Here is a 21,735-nt window from a genome sequence, read left to right on the forward strand (position 1 = left end):
CGCTCGGTATGTATCGCCTCAATAGGGTTCGACTATAGCATCTCGGCGATGTTCCGGGGACCGTCGTCGATCCGGGCAAGGAGATTCGCCCATGCAGCGCAGCGCCACGGACTGGCTGGCCCTGTCCCTGTTGCCGGGGATGGGGGCTGCACGACTCGCCGAACTGGCGGCTAGCGACCCGCCCTGGCCGGATGGCTGGTTGGCGGCTTTGCCGCGTCCGGCCGCCCAGGCACTACGGTTGTATCTCGAGCATCCCGCCCAGAGCCCGCTGGCGGCGCGACTCGCCACCGAACGCGAGTGGCTCGCGGCCTCGCCCGAACGCCACCTGTTGCATCCCGATCACCCAGCCTGGCCCGAGACCTTGGGCCAGATCGCCGATCCACCACCGGTACTCTGGGCCTTGGGGGATCTCGATGCCCTCGAGGCGCCGCGCCTGGCGATGGTGGGAACCCGCCGTCCGACCCGCGAGGGCAGCGGCAACGCCGCCGGTTTTGCCCGAGGACTTGCCGAGCGAGGGTGGTGCGTGGTCAGCGGCATGGCGCTGGGGGTCGATGGCATCGCCCAGCAGGCCGCTCTGGACGCCGGTGGGTGCAGCGTTGCGGTGCTGGGGTGCGGTGTCGATGTGGTCTATCCGGCCCGTCATCGGTGCCTCCATGAGCGGCTGCGCGGCTCCGGCGGGCTGCTGCTTTCCGAACACCCGCCAGGTACCCGGGCACGAGCGGGCTTCTTCCCGCGGCGCAATCGCATCATTACCGGCCTTTCCCGAGGCGTGCTGGTGGTGGAGGCCGCCGAGCGCAGTGGTTCGCTGGTCAGCGCCCGGCTGGCGGCCGAGCAGGGGCGAGAGGTCTTCGCCCTGCCTGGTTCGATACACAATCCCCAGGCGAGTGGCTGTCTGCACCTGATCCGGGAGGGGGCTGCCCTGGTGAGGGGCGTGGATGACATTCTCGCCGAACTCGCTCAATGGAGCGTCACGCCTGTGGTGAATCGTCGCGCCCCAGAGGCGTCGACGGACACGGATCCCTTGCTGGCCTGGCTCAGTGATACGCCCACACCCGTGGATGCGCTGGTCGATTTGAGCGGATTGGCGGTCTCGGATTGCCAGCGTCGCCTGCTGGCGCTGGAGCTGGAAGGACGGGCGAGTCAGGCGGCGGGAGGCTGGGTACGCCTGCCGACGTCGTCGGGGGCGTGATAGAATCCAGCCATGTCATCATCAGGTTCGGATGCATCGGCCATGCTTCAGGCAACTTCCCTCGACAACACCGTGGACGCCCTGCGCGCCGGGGGCGTGATCGCCTATCCCACCGAAGCCGTCTGGGGGCTGGGATGCGACCCGGATGACGCTTCGGCCCTGACTCGCCTGCTGCGCATCAAGCGCCGCGACCCAGCCAAAGGCGTGATCCTGGTGGCGGCCAGCCTCGAACAGTTCTCGCCCTGGCTGGAAGGGTTGCCGGAGGAGCGCCGCGCGGTGCTGGCCGAGCCGCAGCCTCAGCCGACGACCTGGCTGGTGCCCGATAACGGGCGTGCTGCCGAGCTGGTCAGGGGAGAGCATGACAGGGTGGCATTGCGCGTCAGTGATCATCCGCTGGTCGGCGAATTGTGTCGCGCCTTCGGAGGGCCGCTGGTGTCCACGTCGGCCAATCGGGCCGGCGAGCCCTCGGCGATGAGTGCCGAGGAAGTGACGCGCATCTTCGGTGACGAGCTGGATGCCCTGTTCGATGGCCCTCTTGGGGGGCACACCCGTCCCAGCACCATTCGTGATCTGGCCACCGGCCAGGTCTTGCGGGCCTGAGGAGGCGCTCTCCTTGGGCTTCATTCCGTGCTTTCCCACCTGTTGCTTTCCGAGGAGGCTTTGTGGCACACGCACATCTCGATGACGTCAAGACGTATCTGCTCGACCTGCAGGACCGCCTGTGTAATGCCTTGGCCGCCGAGGATGGCCAGGCCGGCTTTCGCGAGGATAGCTGGCGTCGCGAGGAAGGCGGAGGTGGCCGTTCCCGGGTGATCGAGAACGGTGCGGTGTTCGAAAAGGGCGGTGTCAACTTCTCCCATGTGCACGGGGCGGCACTGCCGGCGTCCGCGTCGGCCGCGCGGCCGGAACTGGCGGGGCGGGGCTTCCATGCGGTGGGCGTCTCCTGGGTACTGCATCCGGAGAATCCCCATGTGCCCACCAGTCATGGCAACGTGCGCTTCCTGATTGCCGACAAGGCAGGCGAAGAACCGGTCTGGTGGTTCGGGGGAGGCTACGACCTGACGCCCTTCTATCCCGTTCTCGATGATGTCCGCCATTGGCATCGTGTCGCCCGGGACGCTTGCGCGCCTTTCGGCGAGGAGGTCTATCCGCGCTACAAGGCGTGGTGTGACGACTACTTCACGCTCAAGCATCGCGACGAGACCCGTGGGGTCGGCGGCCTCTTCTTCGACGACCTGAACGAGGGAGGCTTTGCGCGTTGCTTCGACTTCCAGCGTGCAGTGGGCGACAGCTTCCTCGATGCCTACCTCCCCATCGTTCAGCGGCGCCGCGCGACACCCTGGGGGCAGCGCGAACGCGATTTCCAGTTGTATCGCCGAGGGCGGTACGTGGAATTCAACCTGGTCTGGGACCGCGGTACCCTGTTCGGACTGCAGAGCGGTGGGCGTACCGAATCGATCCTGATGTCGATGCCGCCCCTGGCACGTTGGGAGTACGGCTGGGAGCCCGAGGCGGGCAGTCCCGAAGCCGAGTTGAACGACTATCTGCGCCCCCGGGACTGGCTCGGTGAGTCGGCCGGGGAGGAGGCTGCCCGATGACGGATCGGTACTGTGTGTTCGGCCATCCTGTCGGCCACTCGAAGTCGCCGACCATCCACGCCGCCTTCGCCGAACAGACCGGTGAGGCGATCGAATACGTCGCCATCGAGGCGCCCGTGGACGACTTTGCCGGTGCCTGGCGGGCCTTCACGGCCGATGGCGGTCGGGGAGCCAACGTCACGGTGCCGTTCAAGGAACAGGCGCATCAGCTTTGCGATACCCTGAGTCCCCGCGCCCGGCGGGCCGGGGCGGTGAATACCTTGGTGCTGGACGCGGATGGCCGGACGCGCGGCGACACCACCGACGGCCTGGGGCTGGTCGGTGACCTGCGCCGCCAGGATGTCGAGTTGACCGGCGCCCGTATCCTGGTGCTGGGCGCCGGGGGAGCGGTGCGCGGCGTGTTGGAGCCGCTGCTCGAGGCTGGGCCGGCCGGCCTGTACATTGCCAATCGCACGGCGGCCAAGGCCGAGGCGCTGGCCGCCGATTTCGCGGATCTCGGCGAGGTGGCGGGTGGCGGCTTCGACGCCGTGCACGGTCCCTTCGACCTGGTCATCAACGGCACCAGTGCCAGTCTCGCCGGCGACCTGCCGCCCTTGCCCGACGACCTCTTCGCCGAGGGCGGTGTCGCCTACGACATGATGTACGGCAGCGAGCCCACCGTCTTCCTGCGCTGGGCCGGCGAGCGCGGTGCCCGTGGCATCGACGGGCTGGGCATGCTGGTGGGGCAGGCGGCCGAGTCCTTCCTGCTGTGGCGCGGCAAGCGCCCGGATGTGGCCCCCGTGCTGGATAGTCTGCGCTGCTCGCTGTGAGGTCCGGAGCGGCGACCGTCCGTGCCTGGCATCTGGCTCGAACGCCTCGAGGGTGTCCTGTCCCCAAAGATTTCGCGTGTCATCGCGTCCCTCTCGAAGCGCCTGGTCAGGGTGAGGCTTGGCTGGAACCCCATTGGCTGTCGGTGGATCCCTACATGCGCACGCGCATGCAACCCGAGGGATATGACTACCTGACGCGATGGCGGCCCGGCGATGCGCTTTCCGCCTGGGGGCTGGCGCGGGTCATTGCATCCCGCAGTGCCTGGCGCGAAGGCGACTGGGTAGTCGGCCACATGCCCGTGGCCGAGCGTTGCCGGCTGGGCCCCGGCGCGTCGCCTGACCTGCCGCCCCTGACGTTGCCCGCCGATACGCCCTCTCCCGAGCGCTGGTTGCATGCCCGTGGCATGACGGGCTTCACCGCCTGGCTGGCCATGCGTCTCTACGGTCGTCCCCAGGCCGGCGAGACCGTGCTGGTATCCGCCGGGGCTGGCGCGGTGGGCAGCCTGGCCATCCAGTGGGCGCATCGTGCCGGGGCGCGAGTTATCGCCACCGCCGGCAATGCCGCCAGGCGCGACTGGTTGATCGATCGGCTGGGGGTGGCGGCGGCGCTGGATCACCACGACAGCGGCATCGCATCGCGACTGGCCGACGTCGCCCCGGAGGGGATCGATCTGAGCATCGAGAACGTGGGCGGTGATGTCTTCGAAGCAGCCATCGAGGCGCTGGTGCCTGGAGGCCGCGTGGTGCTGTGCGGGCTGGTCGGTCAGTACAACTCGCCCGAGCCGCGTCGCGCACCTCGTAACCTGTCTCGTCTGACAGCGGCGGGCGGACACCTGCAACCCTTCGTGGTGCCGGGCCACGAAGCTGCTCACTGGGAGGGCTTCCAGAGGGAAATGGCACGGTGGGAAGAGGTGGTGGCGCCCCTTGACGTGGTGGATGGCTTCACTGGCTGGCCGCGAGCCTTCTGCGGGCTATTCAACGACGACGTCAGGGGCGTCGGCAAGCGCGTGGTGCGCCTGCGTTGATGATCAGGGGCTATTGGCAGTGCGGCGTGCGGCCGGACTGACGGGCCTGTCGGTAGCTGGCCAGGGCAGTCTCCATGTTGGCCTGAAGGCCCTGGATGCGGTTGCCATGGCTGGGGTGAGTGGACATCCACTCCGGAGGCTGGCCTCCGCCGGCTTCGCTCATGTTATGCCACAGATCGATGCTGGCGCGGGGGTCGAAGCCGGCCTGGGCCATCAATTGCAGGCCGATCTCGTCAGCCTCGCGCTCGTGGCTGCGCGAGAAGGGCAACTGGACACCGTACTGGGCCCCCATGCCGAGTGCCGACATGGCCATGTCATGGTTCGCTCCCTGGATGCCGGCAGCGGCGGCGGCCACTGAAGCCATCGTCATGCCAATCTGGGTGGCGCTCTGGGTCGAGGCCCGCTCATTGGCATGGTGAGCCAGCACGTGGCCGATCTCGTGGCCGATCACCGAGGCTACCTGGTCCTGATTGGTGGCGATATCGAGCAGGCCGGTGTTCACGCCGACATAGCCGCCGGGCAAGGCGAACGCATTGGCCGAGTCGTCCTTGAAGACGCGTACCTGCCAGTTCTCCTGGCGTGCCTCGGCCGGCAGCACCCGCACCACCGCATCGGTGATGCACTGCACATATCGCAAGGGCGCGCCGCTGACGGTGGGCCGGTTGCTTTGATACTGGGCGAATGCCTTGGCGCCCATCTGATCGAGCTCATCGTCGGACATCAGCATCAACTGCGAGCGTCCGGTCGGCGAGGTCGTGCAGGCCGCCAGGGCGAGCCCGAGCGCCCCTATGGCGAGGCAGTGCATCCAGCGCATATTGGTTTCCTCCAAGAATCGGCCCCGGGTGCGGGGCGGTGCTCGATGACAAGATACCGTGCCTGCCCGGCGGGTCAACCGAGGGCGGGGGAAGAGGCAGAGTATGGCATCATGCCCTTTGGCCGTGTCGTGATGGTGCCCGCTCGGTGCGCCGTCATGGCAAGGGCCTGATAGAAGGCCGCGAGACAAGTAGGGAGAACGACGTGATGGACGATGAACTGGCCAGGCGCCTGCTGGGTGTACTGGAGCGTGTGGAGCCCTGGTTGCCGCCGACACCGGTAGAGGTCGACTGGCAGCGTGATGTGGCTGCCCTCTGGCAGCGACATGCCCTGGGCGGCAGTCTGACCCCGGTGCCACCCAGGGATGCCATGCGCCTGGACGACCTGCTCGGGATCGAGCGACAGAAACAGGCGCTGGTCGACAACACGCGGGCCTTTCTGCAGGGCTATCCGGCCAACCATGCCCTGCTGTGGGGCGCTCGGGGAGGCGGCAAGTCGTCGTTGGTGAGGGCCTTGCTCAATGACCTGGCCGAGGAGGGACTTCGCTTGGTGCAGGTGGATCGTCATGACCTGGCCGCCCTGCCAGTGCTGGTCGAACGCCTGCGTCGCGAGCCGCATCGCTTCGTGGTCTATTGCGATGATCTGTCTTTTGAAGGGCATGACGATGCCTACAAGGCCCTGAAGAGTGTGCTCGACGGCACGCTGACCGGCCCGCCCGAGAATGTCCTGCTGTATGCCACGTCCAACCGGCGCCACCTGCTGCCGGAGTCGATGAGCGACAATGACGATTCTCGGCTGGTGGGCGAGGAGCTGCATCATGGCGATGCCGTGGAAGAGAAGATCTCGCTTTCGGATCGTTTCGGCCTCTGGCTGAGTTTTCGCCCCTTCGACCAGGCGACCTATCTGCAGGCCTGCGCGCACTGGGTGACCTGGTTGGGAGACGATGGCGACTGGAATGACGAGGCCCGAACCGAGGCGGTTCGCTATGCCACCCTGCGTGGCGGGCGAAGTGGTCGGGTAGCCTGGCAGTTTGCTTGCCAATGGGTAGGGCGCCTGCGCCTCGAGGGGTGAGGTGTCGCGGCGTAGCGCCGCCCAGAACGCAGCGCGCCGCCCGGGGGCGGCGCGCTGCTTTGCGGCAATGTTGGCGTGACGCTTGGAGGTTCAGCGTCGGCCGCGTCGTGCCGAGCGGGTGCGGTCGAGCTCACGCTTCTTGGCCTTCTCGCGATCGTTGGCGCCGGCCATGTTGTCGTAGGGGTTCTTGCCTGAACGGAACTCGAAGCGCATCGGAGTGCCGCGCACCTTGAGCACCTTGCGGAAGGTGTTGGTCAGGTAGCGCTTGTAGGCTTCGGGCAGCGAGGCGGTCTGGTTGCCGTGGACCACGATGATCGGCGGGTTGGTACCGCCCTGGTGGGCCATGCGCAGCTTGATGCGGCGGCCATGGATCATCGGCGGCTGGTGCTGCTCCACGGCGTCCTGAAGGATATTGGTCAGGCGGTTGGTCGACCAGTGGCTGTTGGCCGATTCGAAGGCGCGCTCGATCGAGGGATAGAGATCGCCCACCGCCGTGCCGTGCAGCGCCGAGATGAAGTGCAGCTCGGCATAGTCGGCGAAACCCAGACGGCGCTTGATCTCGGTGCGCATCTTGTCCTTGGCTTCGCTCTCGAGGCCGTCCCACTTGTTGACGGCCAGCACGAGGGCCCGGCCGCTGGTCAGCACATAGTCGAGCAGGTGCAGGTCCTGCTCGACCAGGCCGCTTCTGGCATCCAGCACCATGACGGCGACATGGCACTCCTTGATGGCTTCCAGCGTCTTGATGATCGAGAACTTCTCGGCGACCTCGCGGACGTTCTTGCGACGGCGGACGCCGGCAGTATCGACCAGCACGTAAGGCTTGCCACGACGCTCGAAGGGGATCTCGATGGCGTCGCGTGTCGTGCCCGCCTCGTCGAAGACCACCACGCGCTCCTCGCCGAGCAGTCGGTTGACCAGGGTCGACTTGCCCACATTGGGCCGTCCGATCACTCCGATACGAATACCCGACGTGCCGGTGTCGGCGGGAATGTCCGCATCACGCTCGGGGAAGGGCTCGAGCACTTCCTCTATCAGGGCGGTGACATTGCGTCCGTGGGCGGCGGCGATGGAGCGCGGCTCGCCGATGCCGAGCTGCCAGAAGTCGGCCATGGCCGAGTGTTCCTCGAGGCCGTCGGTCTTGTTGACGACCAGCCAGGTCTTCTTCTGGTTGACGCGCAGATGGTTGGCGATGGCTTCATCGGCCACGTTGAGGCCACTGCGTCCATCGACCATGAACAGCACGATGTCGGCCTCGTCGATGGCCTGCAGCGACTGCTCGGCCATGGCGACGTCGATGCCTTCCTCGTCGCCGCTGATACCACCTGTGTCGATGACCGTATAGGTCTTGCCGCCGAGCACGCCGTTGCCGTACTTGCGGTCCCGGGTCAGGCCCGGGAAGTCGGCCACCAGCGCGTCGCGCGAGCGGGTCAGGCGGTTGAACAGGGTCGACTTGCCCACGTTGGGGCGCCCGACCAGGGCAATAACGGGATTCATGGGTTGAGTTCCAGAGCCTCTAGGCTACCGTCGTCGGCCATTGCATAGACGCGATTGCCATCGGTGAGCGGGCGCGCGCTGATACCGGAGCCGTCGATTTCGGTGCGGCCGACCAAGGTACCATTCTCGGCGTCGATGACATGCAGATAACCTTCGAAATCCCCCACCACCAGACGGCCATCGGCGAAGGCGGGAGCCGTCAACTGGCGGCCCGCGAGATCGTCGAGACGCCAGCGTTGTTCGCCGTTGCTGGCCGACAGGGCGACCAGGTGGCTGTCATCATCGACGACGTAGAGAGTGTCGTCCACCAGCACGGGCGTGTGGTAGCTGGGCACGTCCCGCGACCACAGTACCTGGCCACTAGTGGCCTGGAGGGCTACCAGGCGGCCATTGTAGCTGGTGACATAGAGGCGGCCGTCAGGGGTCAGCACGGGTTGGCCGACCAGGTCGACCATGCGCTCGATGTCGCTGCGTCCTTCGGGAGTGGCGATGCGCCGCTCCCACAGGGCCCGGCCGCTGCCGTTCTCGATGGTCACCAGTCGGCCATTGGCCAGGCCGGCGAAGGTGACCGCGTCGATGATCCGCGGCGTACCGGTGGTGCGCAGGGTCAGCGAGGGGCGTGATGACGTATAGACCCAGCGTTCCGAGCCGCTGGCGCGATCGAGGGCAGTGACATTGCCGTCGACGCTCTGAACCACCACCAGCTGACTGTTGATCTGAGGGGCGGAAAGCACTTCGCTGCTGACGCGAGAACGCCAGACTTCCTCGCCGCTGGACTGGTCCAGTGCCACGACTTCACCGTTGCGCGTGCCGAGATAGACGCCACCGGCCACGGCAGTCAGGCTACTGGAGGCGCCGTTGTCGAGCTCATGTTCCCAGCGGATTTCGCCGGTGTCGGCGTCCAGCGCCATCACCAGGCCGTGTTGGTCGGCGGCGAACAGGGTATCGCCGTCCCGAGCGGGCGTGAGGGTGTAGCCGCCGAGCCCCATGCCGTCACCGATCTGCTCGTCCCACAGGGTGTTCACGGACGTGCTGCGAGCGATGTCCTGCAGTTCCCGGGGCGGATTCTGTGAATCCACCTGGCCGGCGCAACCTGCCAGCAGTCCCAGTGCCGCAGTTGCGGCGATCGCCAGAGTCGGTTTCATGACGTGGTCTCCTGAACGCCCAGATTGTCGAGCTTGAGTTGTACGCCGTAGAGCGGACGCTCGCCCTCTTCGGCAAGCTGCAGGGCCTCGCGCCAGGCATCACGGGCCTGGGAGGTCTCGCCCAGGGCGAAGTGCGCATCACCGCGAATGTCTGCCTGTTGGGCAGACAGGGTGGCGGGAATCGTGCCGTCGAGGGTGTCGAGGGCCGCCTCGGGCTCATCGGCCGCGACCTGAAGGCGCGCCAGTCGGAGTCGCGCCAGACCGGTTAGGTAGGCGTGCTCACTGTCGGCGATCAACGCTTCCAGCGTCTCGCGAGCCGCGGCCTGGTCCCCACCTTCCACGGACAGGCGAGCCGAGAGCAGTCGGGCCATGTCGGCGTAGAGGCTGTCGCCATGTTCCTCGGTGAGGGAGGCGACCAGTTCCTCTGCCTGGCCGCGAGCCGCGTCAGTGACCTGGTCCTGGCTGCTCAGGGTCAGCAGTTGCTGGTAGCGCTGGGAAGCGGCTTCGGCCTGGCCGGTCTGATAGTCCTGCCAGGCCTTCCAGGCGAAGACGCCGGCGGCGGCAATCGCTGCGCCGATCAGCAGGGATACGCCGTTCTCCTTCCACCAGCGCTTGATGGCTTCTATCTGTTCTTCTTCGGTTCTCAGTTCCGCCACGGGCGGCCTCCTTATTCGATATGCGGTCCGTCAGGCTTCCGACAAGAGGTCGGTGAGGGCCGAGGCGAGCTCGTTGCGGTCGAGGCGGCGCTGTTCGCGCTCCTCGCGCAGGAACTTGAGAGTGACGACACCCTCGGCGAGTTCCTCCTCGCCAAGCAGCAATGCCAGGCGAGCGCCACTCTTGTCGGCCTTGCGGATGCGGCTCTTGAAGCCACCGCCACCACAGTGGAGCTGCAGGCGAAGCGTTGGCAGTTCGTCGCGCAGCTGTTCGGCCAGTTCCAGGGCCGCGGCTTCGGCGGCGTCACCCATTGGCAAGAGGTAGACGTCCAGAGTGTCGAGGGCGGCGTCGGGTACGAGCTCCAGCGTCTCGAGCAGCAGGATCAGCCGCTCGATGCCCATGGCGAACCCGACCGCCGGCACCGGCTTGCCCCCGAGCTGCTCGACCAGGCCGTCGTAGCGTCCCCCAGCGCATACCGTGCCCTGGCTGCCCAAGGCGTCGGTGGTCCATTCGAAGACGGTACGCGAGTAATAGTCCAGCCCGCGCACCAGGCGAGGATTGATCACGTACTCGATACCGGCGGCGTCGAGGATGGCGGTCAAGCGCGTGAAGTGCTCGCGGGACGCGTCGTCCAGGTGGTCCATCAGGCGCGGTGCATCGGCCAGCATGTCCGCCATGGCCGGATTCTTGGAGTCGAGGATGCGCAGCGGATTGGTGGACAGGCGTCGGCGGGAATCCTCATCGAGCACATCGAAGTGTGTCTCGAAATAGCTCACCAGCTTGTCGCGGTAGGCGGCACGCGCCTCCGGCGATCCCAGGGAATTGAGCTCCAGGGTCACGTGCTCGAACAAGCCGAGCTGCTTCCACAGGCGGGCCGAGAGCAGGATCACCTCGGCGTCGATATCCGGCCCTTCGAGGCCGAAGGTTTCCACGCCGACCTGATGGAACTGGCGATAGCGACCTTTCTGCGGGCGCTCATGGCGGAACATCGGGCCCTGATACCAGAGACGCTGAGTCTGGTTGTGCAGCAGGCCATTCTCCATGGCGGCGCGTACACAGCTTGCCGTACCCTCGGGCCGCAGGGTCAGGCTGTCGCCGTTGCGGTCCTCGAAGGTGTACATTTCCTTTTCGACGATATCGGTGACTTCGCCGATGGAGCGCTTGAACAGGGCGGTCTGCTCGAGGATGGGGGTACGGATCTCGTCATATCCGTAGCGCCCCATCAGCGTGCGGACCTGTTGCTCGAAGTACTGCCACAGGGGCGCTTGCGCCGGCAGCAGGTCGTTCATGCCTCGAATGGCCTGGATTTTCTTGCTCAATGATGACTCCTTCACGTGCCGGGATCAGGCGTCCCGGGCAATCACGTCCTTTTCCGCCTGCTGCTTCTCGCGGACCTTGTCACGAATCAGTCGTTCGAGATCGTCGACCAGGTGGTCGTTGCGCAACTTGCTGGCCGGCTTGCCGTCGATGTAGACGAGGTTGGCGGGGCTTCCGCCCGTCAGGCCGATGTCGCTTTCCTTGGCTTCGCCCGGGCCGTTGACCACGCAACCGATGACCGAAACGTCCAGTGGCGTGAGGACATCTTCCAGACGCTCCTCGAGGGCGTTCATGGTACCGATGACATCGAAGTTCTGTCGCGAGCAGCTCGGGCAGGCGACGAAATTGATGCCCTTGGCGCGCAGGCTCAGGCTCTTGAGCATGTCGAAGCCGACCTTGACCTCCTCGACCGGGTCGGCGGCGAGCGAGACACGAATGGTGTCGCCGATGCCGTCCATCAGCAACATGCCCAGCCCGATGGAAGACTTGACGGTACCCGAACGCAGGCCACCGGCTTCGGTGATGCCGAGATGCAGCGGCTGCTCGATGCGCGAGGCGAGTTCCCGATAGGCAGCGACGGCCATGAACACGTCGGACGCCTTGACGCTGACCTTGAAGTCAGGGAAGTCCAGACGGTCGAGATGGTCGATATGGCGCATGGCGGATTCGACCAGTGCCGCCGGTGTCGGCTCGCCGTACTTCTTCTGCAGGTCCTTTTCCAGCGAGCCGGCGTTGACGCCGATGCGGATCGGGATGCCGTTGTCGCGGGCAGCGCTGACCACCGCGGCGACGCGGTCTTCGCGACCGATGTTGCCGGGATTGATGCGCAGGCAGTCGACACCGAGTTCGGCGACGCGCAGGGCGATGCGGTAGTCGAAGTGGATATCGGCGACCAGGGGGATATTCACGGCGCGCTTGATACGGCCGAAGGCTTCGGCGGCCTCCATGGTCGGCACCGAGACGCGCACGATGTCGGCACCGGCGTTTTCCAGCTGCTGGATCTGCGCCACGGTGCCGTCCACGTCGAGCGTGTCGGTATTGGTCATGCTCTGCACGGAGATGGGGGCGCCGCCTCCGACCGGTACGTCACCGACATGAATGCGGCGAGATTGACGTCGTTGGATGGGCGATGGTGCGTGCATGAGACTCACTCTCCCAAAGTGAAGCGAGCGACATTGTTGGCGCCGGCGCGTTCGACAAGGTCGACGGTTTCGCCGCCCCAACGGAGTTCGACGCCGGTTGCGTTGCCCACGGTCAGCCGGAAGGGCGGGTCGCCCTCGACTCGTGCCGTGGTGCCGGGTTCCTGCAGGCCGACGAAGACGCGCTGGTTGTTGGCGTCGAAGATCTCGGTCCAGGACTGTTCGTTGAAGGTCAGGTTCAGCACGCGAGGATCGGCCTGTGTTGCCGAGTCGGCCTCCTCGTCGCCGGCCTCTGAGGACGCCTCGTTGCCTTCTGCCAGGCCGTTGCCTTCCTCAGACGCCGATGCCTCGGCCGTGTCGGCATCCGATGTCGCTTCCGGTGACGCCTCGTCGGTTGTCGACAGCAGATCAGGCTCGTCATCCGGCTGGGCCGTGCTCTCGTCGGTGGCAGGCCCGTCCGAGGAGCCGGTCGGCGATGAGGTGTCGGTAGCGTCTGCGGATGACTGTGCACCGTCGGCCGATGATGCCGCGGCGTCGTCGGATGGCGCGGAGCCTTCGGTGATGGCGGCGTTGCCATCGATGCCGTCGACCGCGACCGGGGCACTGTCGTTGGGAGACGGCGGCTCGCTGCCTCCGCGACTTTGCCACCACATCAGTGTCAAGCCGATCAGCCCGGCGATGACCACCAGGGTCGCGAGGCGGAACAGCCAGGCGCCGATCCGCGAGGGTGGCTTGTTGACGACATGCACGGGGGTGACCTTGTGCTCGTCGTCCTTGCCGAAGTGTGCCTTGTAGGCCGCCAGCACTCGTGTCTCATCGAGACCGAGCAGGTTGGCATAGCTACGCAGGTAGCCGCGCCGGTAGGTGGCGATCGGCACCTCCTCGTAACTGTCGTTCTCCAGGCCATCGATCACGGCCGGACGCAGATTGAGGGCCGCGGCGACCTCCTCGCGCGATAGTCCCAGGGCATCCCGCTCCCGACGCAACAGCTCGCCAGGCGAGGCCTGGGGCGTGGTAGCGTCGGGTTCCTGGAGGGGTGTGTCGCTCATGGCGTGGCATCCTTCATTGGAAAACAGGGCTCAGGGCGTGCCTCGCGAGGTTGCCGGTCGATCATGATCGCCCCGGGCGCGAGCGATGTCGTCGGCCAGGCGAGCTGACGCTGCATCTGGACCCGCTTGGCGCCGATAACGTTCCAGGTGCCGCTCGGCATTCTCGAATCGTCCTTGCGCGATATCGAGCTCGGCAAGACGCAGATGGGCGCCGGGTCGACCGGGATCGATGCGCAAGGCCTGTTCGAAGCTGGCTCGCGCCGCCGCTTCGTCGCCGGTTGCGCGTTGGCAGCGTCCCAGGTTGACGAGCAATTGGCCCCGGTTGATGTAGCGGGTGTCCTTGCTCGCGCGTTGCAACTGATGACACGCTTCTCTAATACGTCCCCGATCATACAGGAAGGCAGCGTAGTTGTTGCGTGCTCGGGTGAGATCGGGATCGTCATGCAGTGCAGCACGAAAGTTTTCTTCGGCCAGGGCATCGTCGCCCCGGCGCTGATGGACCATGGCCATTGCCTGGCGTGCTTCGGCGTCGCCGGGAGCCAGCTCCAGGGCATGGCCGAGGGCCTCGGAGGCACGCTGCAGGTCGTCACGGGCCAGATAGGCCTCGCCGAGGCGTGTGTAGGCCTCGACGGGATCGGCGTCTCGCGGGGCCTGGTCGTCACGCATGGCACAACCACTCAACCACAGAGCGCCGATCAGAAGGACCGCGATGCGGCATTGTCGGTAGCCGTCGAGACTCGGGCGACCCGTCATGGCATCCTCGTTGAGGCATCGTGGCAGTGGGCGGCACGATGCCTGACCGATGGTGAAAAAAGCCTGACCATCAAAGCGTCGTGCCCGGTTGAAGTCAAGACGTGACCCGGCTCAATCGGCGTCGAGCTGGATCGACTGGATATAGCGCTCGTGCCGCCGTGTGCGATCCTTGACGCGACCCACCAGCTGGCCGCAGGCGGCATCGATGTCGTCGCCGCGGGTGGAGCGGATCGGCGCCGTGTAACCCAGATCGGCGAGCCACTGTTGGAAGCGCTTTACCTGGTTGCGCGACGGTGTCTCGTATCCCGAATGGGGGAACGGGTTGAACGGAATCAGGTTGATCTTGCTGGGCAGCTCCTGCAGCAGCTCGGCGAGCTGGCGGGCATGCTCCTGCTGATCGTTGACGTCCTTGATCAGGGTGTACTCGATGGTGACCATGCGGGTGTCGTCGCACTTGGCCAGGTAACGCTGACAGGCATCGAGCAGGGTGCGAATGTTGTACTTGCGGTTGAGCGGCACCAGTTCGCTGCGCAGCTCGTCGTTGGCGGCATGCAGCGAGATGGCCAGGCTCACGTCGAGCTCGTCGCCGAGGCGGTCGAGCATCGGCACCACGCCGGAGGTGGAAAGGGTGACGCGGCGCTTTGAGAGACTGTAGCCATAGTCGTCGAGCATCAGCTTCATCGCCGGGACGACATTGTCGTAATTCAGCAGCGGCTCGCCCATGCCCATCATCACCACATTGGTGACGGGACGGTTGGCGGTGTCGTGGCGCGGCCCGAAGCTGTTGCTGGCGACCCACACCTGCCCGATGATCTCGGCGGCGGTGAGGTTGCGCTGGAAGCCTTGCTTGCCCGTGGAGCAGAAACTGCAGTCCAGCGAGCAGCCGACCTGGGACGAGACGCACAGCGTACGACGCTTGCCGTTGTCGGCCGGGATCAGCACCGTCTCGACGTAGCTGCCGTCCTCGACTTCCAATACCCACTTGCGGGTGCCGTCGTTGGAAGTGCCTTCGTAGACCACGCTGGGCCCGCGGATCTCGGCGACCTCGGAGAGCCGCGCCCGCAAGGCCTTGGACAGGTTGGTCATGGACGCGAAGTCGCTGCAGCCTTCCTGGTGAATCCATTTCATCACCTGGGTGGCGCGAAACTTCTTCTCGCCGATGGAAAGGAAGAAAGCCTCCATTTCCTCGCGCGTCATGCCGAGCAGGTTGGGGCGTTGTGGGGCGGTATCAGCGGTCATGGCGGGCATCGTGGGTCGTTGGGGCAAGGTGCGGGAGCCGTATGGCTCCCGCTCGGCAGGAAACCTGCCACCAGGGAACTACTGATGGATATCGCGAACGGCGATGAATCAGCGTTTCCTCAGCGCGAGCAGATCTCGCTTTCCTCGAAGAAGTAGGCGATTTCGCGTGCCGCGGACTCCGGGGAGTCGGAACCATGGACGGCGTTGGCGTCGATGGACTGGGCATAGTCGGCGCGAATGGTGCCGGCCTCGGCTTCCTTGGGGTTGGTGGCGCCCATCAGGTCGCGATTGGCGGCAATGGCATTCTCGCCTTCCAGCACCTGGACCACGACCGGACCGGAGGTCATGAAGCCGACCAGGTCACCGAAGAAGGGACGCTCCTTGTGCTCGGCGTAGAAGCCCTCGGCCTGCTCCTGGGAGAGGTGCAGCATCTTGGCGGCGACGATCTTCAGACCGGCCTTCTCGAAGCGGCTTTCGATCTCGCCGATGACGTTCTTGGCGACGGCGTCGGGCTTGATGATGGACAGGGTGCGTTCAGTGGCCATGTGGCGTGCTCTCCAGTCTGGGTAACGGGCAGTGACAACCCAGCGCCGCCCCGGGAAACCAGGGCGGCGCTGGGCATGTGATTCGTGCGGTCCGGCGCCACGCGCCGAATGGGCGCAGAGTATACCGCCCCGAGGCGGGAAGGGACAATTCGCGTCGTCAGGCGGACTCAGACGCTGAAGCTCTCGCCGCAGCCGCACTCATCCTTGACGTTCGGGTTGTTGAAGCGGAAGAAGCGATTGAGCCCTTCCGACACATAGTCGACCTCGCTGCCATCGAGCATTTCCAGGGCGTCCGGCGCGACGAAGACCTTGACGCCGTGTTCCTCGAAGGCCACGTCGTCGTTCGATGCCTCGTCGGCGAAGTCGAGGACGTAGCTGTAGCCCGAGCAGCCGCTGGGCTTGACGGTGACCCGCAGCCCCAGGCCGTGCCCGCGCTCGTCGAGCACCCGATGGATCTGTTCGGCGGCGGCGGTGGTGATGGAAAGGGTCGCCATGGTGGCCTCCTGCTCGATGAGTTAGCGGCGTAGCCCGGTCAGGGCATGCCGCAGAGTGGCGATGGTACTATCGATTTCGTCCTCGGTGGTGAAACGGCCAAGGCTGAAACGCAACGAGGCCAGCGCCAGCTGCCGAGGAACGCCGATCTCCTTTAATACATAGGATGGCTCGACGCTGGCAGAGTTGCAGGCCGAACCGGTGGACACGGCGATGTCGCGCAGGGCCATCAGCAGTGACTCTCCGTCGACCCCGGTGAAGGCCAGGTTGAGAATGTTGGGCACCGAGACGTCGGCGGCACCGTTGAGATGGATGCCGTCGAGATCCTCGAGTCCCTCGATCAGGCGGTCGCGCAGCCCCTGAATGCGTTGCTGGTCGGCCTGGCCCTCGCGTCCGGCGATGGCGAAGGCTTCCCCCATGCCGGCGATCTGATGGGTCGGCAACGTGCCCGAGCGCATGCCGCGCTCGTGGCCGCCGCCGTGGATCAGGGCCTCCACGCGGATGTCCGGATCGCGCTTCACGTAGAGTGCGCCGATGCCCTTGGGGCCATACGCCTTGTGCCCGGAGAGCGACATCAGGTCGATGCCGAGCTGTGTCACATCCAGCGGCAGGCGTCCCACGGCCTGGGCGGCATCGGTATGGAAAAGCGCGCCCCCGCCATGGGCGACCTCGGCCAGGTCCGCCAGGTCGTTGATCGTGCCGAGCTCGTTGTTCACTGCCATCAACGAGACCAGAACGGTGTCGTCGCGCAGGGCCTCGCGCAGCGCCGAAGGCGCGATGCGGCCATCTTCGCCGGGCGTCAGCCAGGTGACCTCGACGCCTTCCCGCTCCAGGGCCCGCGCCGTATCGATCACCGCCTTGTGCTCGATGGTCGAGGTTATCAGGTGGCGGCCCTTTTCCCGGTTGGCGCGCATGATGCCGGTCAATGCCAGGTTGTCGGCTTCGGTGGCGCCGCTGGTCCAGATGATCTCGCGGGGGTCGGCGCCGATCAGGTCGGCGACCTGTCGCCGCGCGCTCTCGACGGCCTGTTCGGCCTGCCAGCCGGACATGTGGCTGCGCGAGGCAGGGTTGGCAAAGACGCCGTCGAGCGTGAGGTGACGGCTCATGACCTCGGCGACTCTGGGGTCGACGGGCGTGGTGGCGGCGTAATCGAGATAAATGGGTGCGCTCATGGGCTCGGAACGGTGATGGCGAATCGGAGACGGTCGGGCCGTCGGCTCAGGGCGATGATGCCGGGATCTGCTTGTCGGCGACGCGACGCTGCCGCGTGGCGATGGCCCGGAACTCGTCGCGGCGGGCCAGCTGGCCCAGGGTGACGCCGTCGAGAAACCCGTGGATCTGCTCGGACAACTCGCACCATAGGTGATGCGTGAGGCAGGTTTCTCCCTGCTGGCAGTCCGACATGCCGCCACAACGCGTGGCATCCACTGACTCGTCCACGGCGTCGATCACTCTGGCCACCGAGATGGTTTCCGGCGCAAGAGTCAGCAGATAGCCGCCGCCCGGTCCTCGTACGCTTTCCACCAGGCCCCGACGCCGCAGGCGGGCGAACAGCTGCTCGAGATAGGAAAGCGAGATTTCCTGACGCTTGGCGATGTCAGCGAGGCAGATCGGCCCCTCGTCGGCATGCATCGCCAGGTCGAGCATGGCGGTGACGGCGTAGCGTCCCTTGGTGGTCAGGCGCATGGGGTGTTCACCTCGGCACCGTTGCGGACGTCGGTGGTCGTTGATCGGCCCGGCGCCCATGGAGGCACCGGGTGGATGGAACATTATGATAAAGACCCAGTAGGGCGGTCAACCATTGCCGTGGCGGTCGCTCACCGTGTCTTCTTCGCGGCGCGGCTTGTCGCGCTCCGCGTCCTTGGCCTGGCCCTTGGCTTGGTCCTGGGACGGGGTGTCGTCCTCGGGAGGAGGGCAGCAGCTGTCGACGTCGTCGAGGATGTCGGCAAAGTCTTCGTCGCGCAGTTCCGGCAGGTGGCCGTCGCGGAAGCTGGCGTCGATTTGTCGCAGCGTGGAGCACATGCGCTCGATGCGCTCGTCCACGGCATGCATGTGATCGAGCATGGCCTGCATGGAACGCGCCACGGGGTCGGGCATGTCCTGACTGACGCCATAGGCATCGAACCCGAACTTGCGGCACATGGCTTCGCGGCGCTCGGGATCGACCTGGAGGGTTTCCTCCTTGTCCGGGTCGTTGCGCTGCACGACCTTGCCGGGAATGCCCACTACGGTGGCACCGACCGGCACCTCCTTGGTGATCACGGCATTGGAGCCGATCTTGGCGCCGGCCCCGACGGTGAAGGGACCGAGGATCTTGGCGCCGGCCCCGACGATCACGCCGTCGCCCAGTGTCGGGTGACGCTTACCATGGTTCCAGCTGGTGCCCCCCAGAGTCACGCCCTGGTAGAGCGTGACATCGTCGCCGACCTCGGCGGTTTCACCGATGACCACACCCATGCCGTGATCGATGAAAAAACGCCGGCCGATGCTGGCGCCGGGGTGGATCTCGATGCCGGTCAACCAGCGCCCGAGGGTCGACAAGGTGCGAGCCAGCCACTTGAGGTTGCGATGCCAGAGCCAGTGGCTCAGGCGGTGGAGCAGCAGCGCGTGCAGGCCCGGATAGTTGGTCAGCACTTCCAGGAAATTGCGTGCCGCCGGGTCGCGGGCGAATACGCTGTTGATGTCCTCGCGCAGACGTTGAAACATGCGGCGGTCCTTGGATGGGAGCGAGTCGTTGTCTGTCATATTGGGGGTCGCCCGAGCGGGGTTCAAGCGAAGGTTCACTCGTCCTTGTGGCGTTCGGCCTGGCGCTGAGTGGCGGTGAGGATGCCCCTCAGGATGTTGAGCTCCATGCGCTCCGGGCGAGCCCGCAGGGTGAAGCGCCGCAGGCGCGCCATCAACTGGCGAGGCATGGCCGGGTCGTAAAAGCCGATGGCGATCAGGCAGCGCTCCAGGTGCGCGAAGTAATGCTCGAGTTCCTCGTGGGTCGCCAGCGGTGCCGCTTCCGGTTCGGCGGAGTCGGTTGTCTCGGTCAGGCAGGCGAGACGGCACTCGTAGGCCAGCACCTGGACGGCGGCAGCCAGGTTCAGGGAGCTGAAGTCCGGGTTGGTGGGAATGTGCACATGGGCATGGCAGCGCTGCAGCTCGGTGTTGGTCAGGCCGCTGTCCTCTCGACCGAAGACCAGGGCGACCCGCCCTTGCATCGAGGACAGTTCGGCCGGCAAGCGCTCGCCCAGCTCGCGCGGTGTGATCATCGGCCAGGGGAGAGTGCGTGAGCGAGCACTGGCGCCCACCACCAGGGTGCAGTCGCCGACCGCGTCTTCCAGGTTGTCGACCGTTCTGGCGTTGTGGACCAGCGTGTCGGCGCCGGAGGCCCTGGAGACGGTGTCTGCCGTGAGGGGTTCGCAGCGCGGCGCCACCAGTGCCAGGTCCGTCAGCCCCATGTTGTGCATGGCGCGGGCCGTGCCGCCGATGTTGCCGGGGTGACTGGTGCCGATCAGGACGATGCGTATGCGCTCGAGCATGAGGGACTTCCAATTGGGGACTATCAAGGGGATGTGGCGCCAGTCTAGCATGACGCTGCGGGCTGCGGGCTGCGGGCTGCGGGCTGCGGGCTGCGGGCTGCGGGCTGCGTAGCGCGATCGGAGCGTTTCTGCTAGGATTCGCGCCACCCAAGAGACATCGTTGTCACATCCCGTTCTTTAACATCACCGACTCCTCAAGGCCCGATCATGCATCCGATGGTCCAATTCGCACTGCGTGCCTCGCGCAGTGCCGGCGAGCAATTCCTGCGCATTCGCGAGCGCATCGAGAACGCTCATGAAGAACATAACCTCGACAAGCTGCTCGAGGATACTGCCCGTAACGCCGAGACGTTGATCCAGCGGCAACTGGCGCGTGGGTATCCGCAGCACGGTGTCGTTGGCCGCTATACGCCGCATCGCGAAGGCGAGCGTGAAGGTCGCGATGTCCTGTGGCGCATCGAACCGTTTCATGGCTATTCCAACCTCACCGTTGCCGCTCCCGGCTTCGCGCTGTCGCTGGTGTGCCTGGTCAAGGGCCGACCGGAGCATGCGGTGGTGATCTGTCCGTTCAGCGATGATGAGTACCTGATGAGCCGTGGGCGCGGCGCCCAGCTCAACGGCAAGCGCATTCGTGTGCCCAAGCATCACACGATCGATGGCGCGCGCGTTGCCATGGGTCTGCCCGAAAGCGAGTTTCGATCTCGCCTGTTGCCTACCCACCTGACGCTGGTCCAGCAACTGGCGCCGCGAATCGATTTGATGCGCTCTTCCGGCGCTCCCCTGCTGGATCTGGCCGATCTGGCCTCCGGGCGTGTCGATGCGGCCTTCGCGCTCGGCCTGGATGAGCAGGATCTGCAGGTCGGCTCGCTGCTGCTCAAGGAAGCCGGTGCCCTGATGGGCGCGCCGGATGGCCAGCCGTCTGTCTCGACCAGCCAGCCGCTGATGGCCGCTGGCCCGCGCCTCTACAAGACGCTGGTGCAACAGCTCAAGCCTCACTTCTGATCGGCGCCTGTTCAAGCATGGCGTCTGAACAACATCTCGTAACGTTCTCGAGACTGTTCGAGATCGATGAGTCGGTGTACGTTGAAGGTAGCCGGTGACTCTTCCGGTCACCGGTTTCATGCCCCCGGTCTCGCCGGGTCATGAACACCACATGCGAGAGGAGTGACGATGCAACCGCTCAGCTATTACTACTACAACGTGCTGGAAAGCCTGGAGAAACCCTGTGACGTGCCGGCGCTGCACCTCCAGGAAGGCTATGATCTCCTGTACCGCTATGGTGGGCGCGTCGAGATGGACTTGATGCGCCGCGCCGAGGCGGCCAGCGCGAATGGCGAGCCGTACCATTGGCACGAGGCCCTCGATGACGAGCAGCGGGACAAGCTGCGTCGCGCCCTCGATGACGAAAACCCCGCCAAGATTCTCAAGGTGCTGCAGCGCAATGGCTATTCCGGTGTGCTGTATCACCACGCTCGTGAAGTCTTTCGCCCCGATGCCCAGGGCGTAGCTTAGCGAGTGATCGAGTCGCGGTATCGAGCTTTTTGCCGATGCCGCTGGATGAAAAAAGAGCCACCCGGCATGCCGGGTGGCTCTTTTTGTCGGGCTGCCCTTTCGGGGGAGCGATCAGGGCAGTTCTTCTTCGGCTTCTGCGTCTTCCTTCTGTGCCGGCATCAGGTCCGCGCGTTGCAGCTTGAGGGGCAGCAGCAAAGCGGCGGAGACATAGATGGACGAGAAGGTCCCGACCGTGATGCCGATGAACAGTGCCACGGCGAAGAAGTGAATCATGTCGCCGCCAAGAATCATCAGGGCCAGCACCACCAGAAGCGTGGTACCGGATGTCGCGAGGGTCCGCGACAGGGTCTGGTTGATGGATTCGTTG

The 21,735-nt window shown here is 65.7% G+C and carries 23 protein-coding genes and 1 pseudogene; 8 read left to right on the forward strand and 16 right to left on the reverse strand.

The features are described from left to right. Positions 1-91: 91 nt before the first annotated feature. From dprA to HSDC_RS15595, 5 genes are all read left to right on the forward strand, one after another. On the forward strand, positions 92-1,189 hold the full coding sequence (gene dprA, locus HSDC_RS15575; protein WP_064700874.1) for a DNA-processing protein DprA: 1,098 nt from the start codon (positions 92-94) through the stop codon (positions 1,187-1,189). A gap of 42 nt (positions 1,190-1,231) precedes the next feature. Then, positions 1,232-1,789, forward strand: coding sequence for an L-threonylcarbamoyladenylate synthase type 1 TsaC (gene tsaC, locus HSDC_RS15580; protein ID WP_064700898.1), 558 nt, complete (start codon positions 1,232-1,234; stop codon positions 1,787-1,789). A gap of 62 nt (positions 1,790-1,851) precedes the next feature. Continuing rightward, positions 1,852-2,787 carry an oxygen-dependent coproporphyrinogen oxidase gene (gene hemF, locus HSDC_RS15585; RefSeq protein WP_064700875.1) on the forward strand — a complete coding sequence of 312 codons (936 nt, stop codon included), beginning with the start codon at positions 1,852-1,854 and terminating at the stop codon, positions 2,785-2,787. Continuing rightward, complete coding sequence (gene aroE, locus HSDC_RS15590; protein WP_064700876.1) at positions 2,784-3,596, forward strand: shikimate dehydrogenase; 813 nt, start codon at positions 2,784-2,786, stop codon at positions 3,594-3,596. The genes hemF and aroE overlap by 4 nt, the downstream gene beginning before the upstream one ends. Further along, positions 3,593-4,621 carry an MDR family NADP-dependent oxidoreductase gene (locus tag HSDC_RS15595; protein ID WP_073292185.1) on the forward strand — a complete coding sequence of 343 codons (1,029 nt, stop codon included), beginning with the start codon at positions 3,593-3,595 and terminating at the stop codon, positions 4,619-4,621. Before aroE ends, HSDC_RS15595 begins: the two co-directional genes overlap by 4 nt. A 10-nt stretch (positions 4,622-4,631) precedes the next feature. Here HSDC_RS15595 and HSDC_RS15600 read toward each other — a convergent pair whose 3' ends face one another. Continuing rightward, positions 4,632-5,435 (reverse strand): M48 family metallopeptidase, encoded by an 804-nt coding sequence (locus tag HSDC_RS15600; RefSeq protein ID WP_064700878.1) that lies wholly within the window; start codon positions 5,433-5,435, stop codon positions 4,632-4,634. A gap of 206 nt (positions 5,436-5,641) precedes the next feature. Between HSDC_RS15600 and HSDC_RS15605 the strand changes: the two genes are divergently transcribed. Continuing rightward, the gene (locus HSDC_RS15605; RefSeq protein ID WP_064700879.1) at positions 5,642-6,505 is read left to right on the forward strand and encodes an ATP-binding protein; all 864 of its coding nucleotides are present in this window, start codon (positions 5,642-5,644) and stop codon (positions 6,503-6,505) included. 90 nt (positions 6,506-6,595) lie between these two features. On the opposite strand, the gene der is transcribed toward HSDC_RS15605, so the two are convergent. The 14 genes from der to trmJ all read right to left on the reverse strand — a co-directional run bounded on the left by der (position 6,596) and on the right by trmJ (position 19,856). Further along, positions 6,596-7,999 carry a ribosome biogenesis GTPase Der gene (gene der, locus HSDC_RS15610; protein ID WP_064700880.1) on the reverse strand — a complete coding sequence of 468 codons (1,404 nt, stop codon included), beginning with the start codon at positions 7,997-7,999 and terminating at the stop codon, positions 6,596-6,598. Beyond that, positions 7,996-9,144 carry an outer membrane protein assembly factor BamB gene (gene bamB, locus HSDC_RS15615; protein ID WP_064700881.1) on the reverse strand — a complete coding sequence of 383 codons (1,149 nt, stop codon included), beginning with the start codon at positions 9,142-9,144 and terminating at the stop codon, positions 7,996-7,998. Before bamB ends, der begins: the two co-directional genes overlap by 4 nt. Then, positions 9,141-9,800 (reverse strand): YfgM family protein, encoded by a 660-nt coding sequence (locus HSDC_RS15620; protein ID WP_064700882.1) that lies wholly within the window; start codon positions 9,798-9,800, stop codon positions 9,141-9,143. The genes bamB and HSDC_RS15620 overlap by 4 nt, the downstream gene beginning before the upstream one ends. Before the next feature lie 30 nt (positions 9,801-9,830). Beyond that, the gene (gene hisS / locus HSDC_RS15625; protein ID WP_073292183.1) at positions 9,831-11,117 is read right to left on the reverse strand and encodes a histidine--tRNA ligase; all 1,287 of its coding nucleotides are present in this window, start codon (positions 11,115-11,117) and stop codon (positions 9,831-9,833) included. Positions 11,118-11,141: 24 nt separating this feature from the next. Beyond that, a complete protein-coding gene (gene ispG / locus HSDC_RS15630) occupies positions 11,142-12,257 on the reverse strand; it encodes a flavodoxin-dependent (E)-4-hydroxy-3-methylbut-2-enyl-diphosphate synthase (protein WP_064700883.1) in 1,116 nt (371 codons plus the stop codon). Between the two features lie 5 nt (positions 12,258-12,262). Beyond that, positions 12,263-13,303, reverse strand: a complete 1,041-nt coding sequence (locus HSDC_RS15635) for a RodZ domain-containing protein (protein WP_064700884.1) — start codon at positions 13,301-13,303, stop codon at positions 12,263-12,265. Between the two features lie 30 nt (positions 13,304-13,333). Beyond that, positions 13,334-14,056: a type IV pilus biogenesis/stability protein PilW gene (gene pilW, locus HSDC_RS15640; protein ID WP_064700885.1), complete on the reverse strand. Its 723-nt coding sequence runs from the start codon at positions 14,054-14,056 to the stop codon at positions 13,334-13,336. Positions 14,057-14,167: 111 nt separating this feature from the next. Further along, a complete protein-coding gene (rlmN, locus tag HSDC_RS15645; RefSeq protein ID WP_137055362.1) occupies positions 14,168-15,295 on the reverse strand; it encodes a dual-specificity RNA methyltransferase RlmN in 1,128 nt (375 codons plus the stop codon). Positions 15,296-15,414: 119 nt separating this feature from the next. After that, a complete protein-coding gene (gene ndk, locus HSDC_RS15650; protein WP_064700887.1) occupies positions 15,415-15,840 on the reverse strand; it encodes a nucleoside-diphosphate kinase in 426 nt (141 codons plus the stop codon). Between the two features lie 167 nt (positions 15,841-16,007). Next, on the reverse strand, positions 16,008-16,334 hold the full coding sequence (locus HSDC_RS15655; RefSeq protein ID WP_064700888.1) for a HesB/IscA family protein: 327 nt from the start codon (positions 16,332-16,334) through the stop codon (positions 16,008-16,010). Between the two features lie 21 nt (positions 16,335-16,355). Beyond that, positions 16,356-17,504, reverse strand: a complete 1,149-nt coding sequence (locus HSDC_RS15660; protein ID WP_064700889.1) for an IscS subfamily cysteine desulfurase — start codon at positions 17,502-17,504, stop codon at positions 16,356-16,358. Between the two features lie 46 nt (positions 17,505-17,550). Beyond that, entirely contained in the window at positions 17,551-18,018 is a 468-nt protein-coding gene (locus HSDC_RS15665; RefSeq protein ID WP_064700890.1) for an Rrf2 family transcriptional regulator, read from the reverse strand. Positions 18,019-18,126: 108 nt separating this feature from the next. Further along, positions 18,127-19,038 (reverse strand): serine O-acetyltransferase, encoded by a 912-nt coding sequence (gene cysE / locus HSDC_RS15670; protein ID WP_064700891.1) that lies wholly within the window; start codon positions 19,036-19,038, stop codon positions 18,127-18,129. 74 nt (positions 19,039-19,112) lie between these two features. Next, a complete protein-coding gene (trmJ, locus tag HSDC_RS15675; protein ID WP_064700892.1) occupies positions 19,113-19,856 on the reverse strand; it encodes a tRNA (cytosine(32)/uridine(32)-2'-O)-methyltransferase TrmJ in 744 nt (247 codons plus the stop codon). Between the two features lie 207 nt (positions 19,857-20,063). On the opposite strand from trmJ, the gene HSDC_RS15680 reads away from it, so the two are divergent. Next, entirely contained in the window at positions 20,064-20,858 is a 795-nt protein-coding gene (locus HSDC_RS15680; RefSeq protein ID WP_064700893.1) for an inositol monophosphatase family protein, read from the forward strand. A gap of 168 nt (positions 20,859-21,026) precedes the next feature. Further along, positions 21,027-21,368: a hypothetical protein gene (locus HSDC_RS15685; protein ID WP_064700894.1), complete on the forward strand. Its 342-nt coding sequence runs from the start codon at positions 21,027-21,029 to the stop codon at positions 21,366-21,368. 111 nt (positions 21,369-21,479) lie between these two features. Here the strand turns inward: HSDC_RS15685 and HSDC_RS15690 are convergent. After that, positions 21,480-21,735: pseudogene (locus HSDC_RS15690) on the reverse strand (protein translocase subunit SecF); the annotation flags it as partial.

Origin of the sequence: Halomonas caseinilytica, assembly GCF_001662285.1 — a bacterium.
GTDB lineage: Bacteria > Pseudomonadota > Gammaproteobacteria > Pseudomonadales > Halomonadaceae > Halomonas > Halomonas caseinilytica.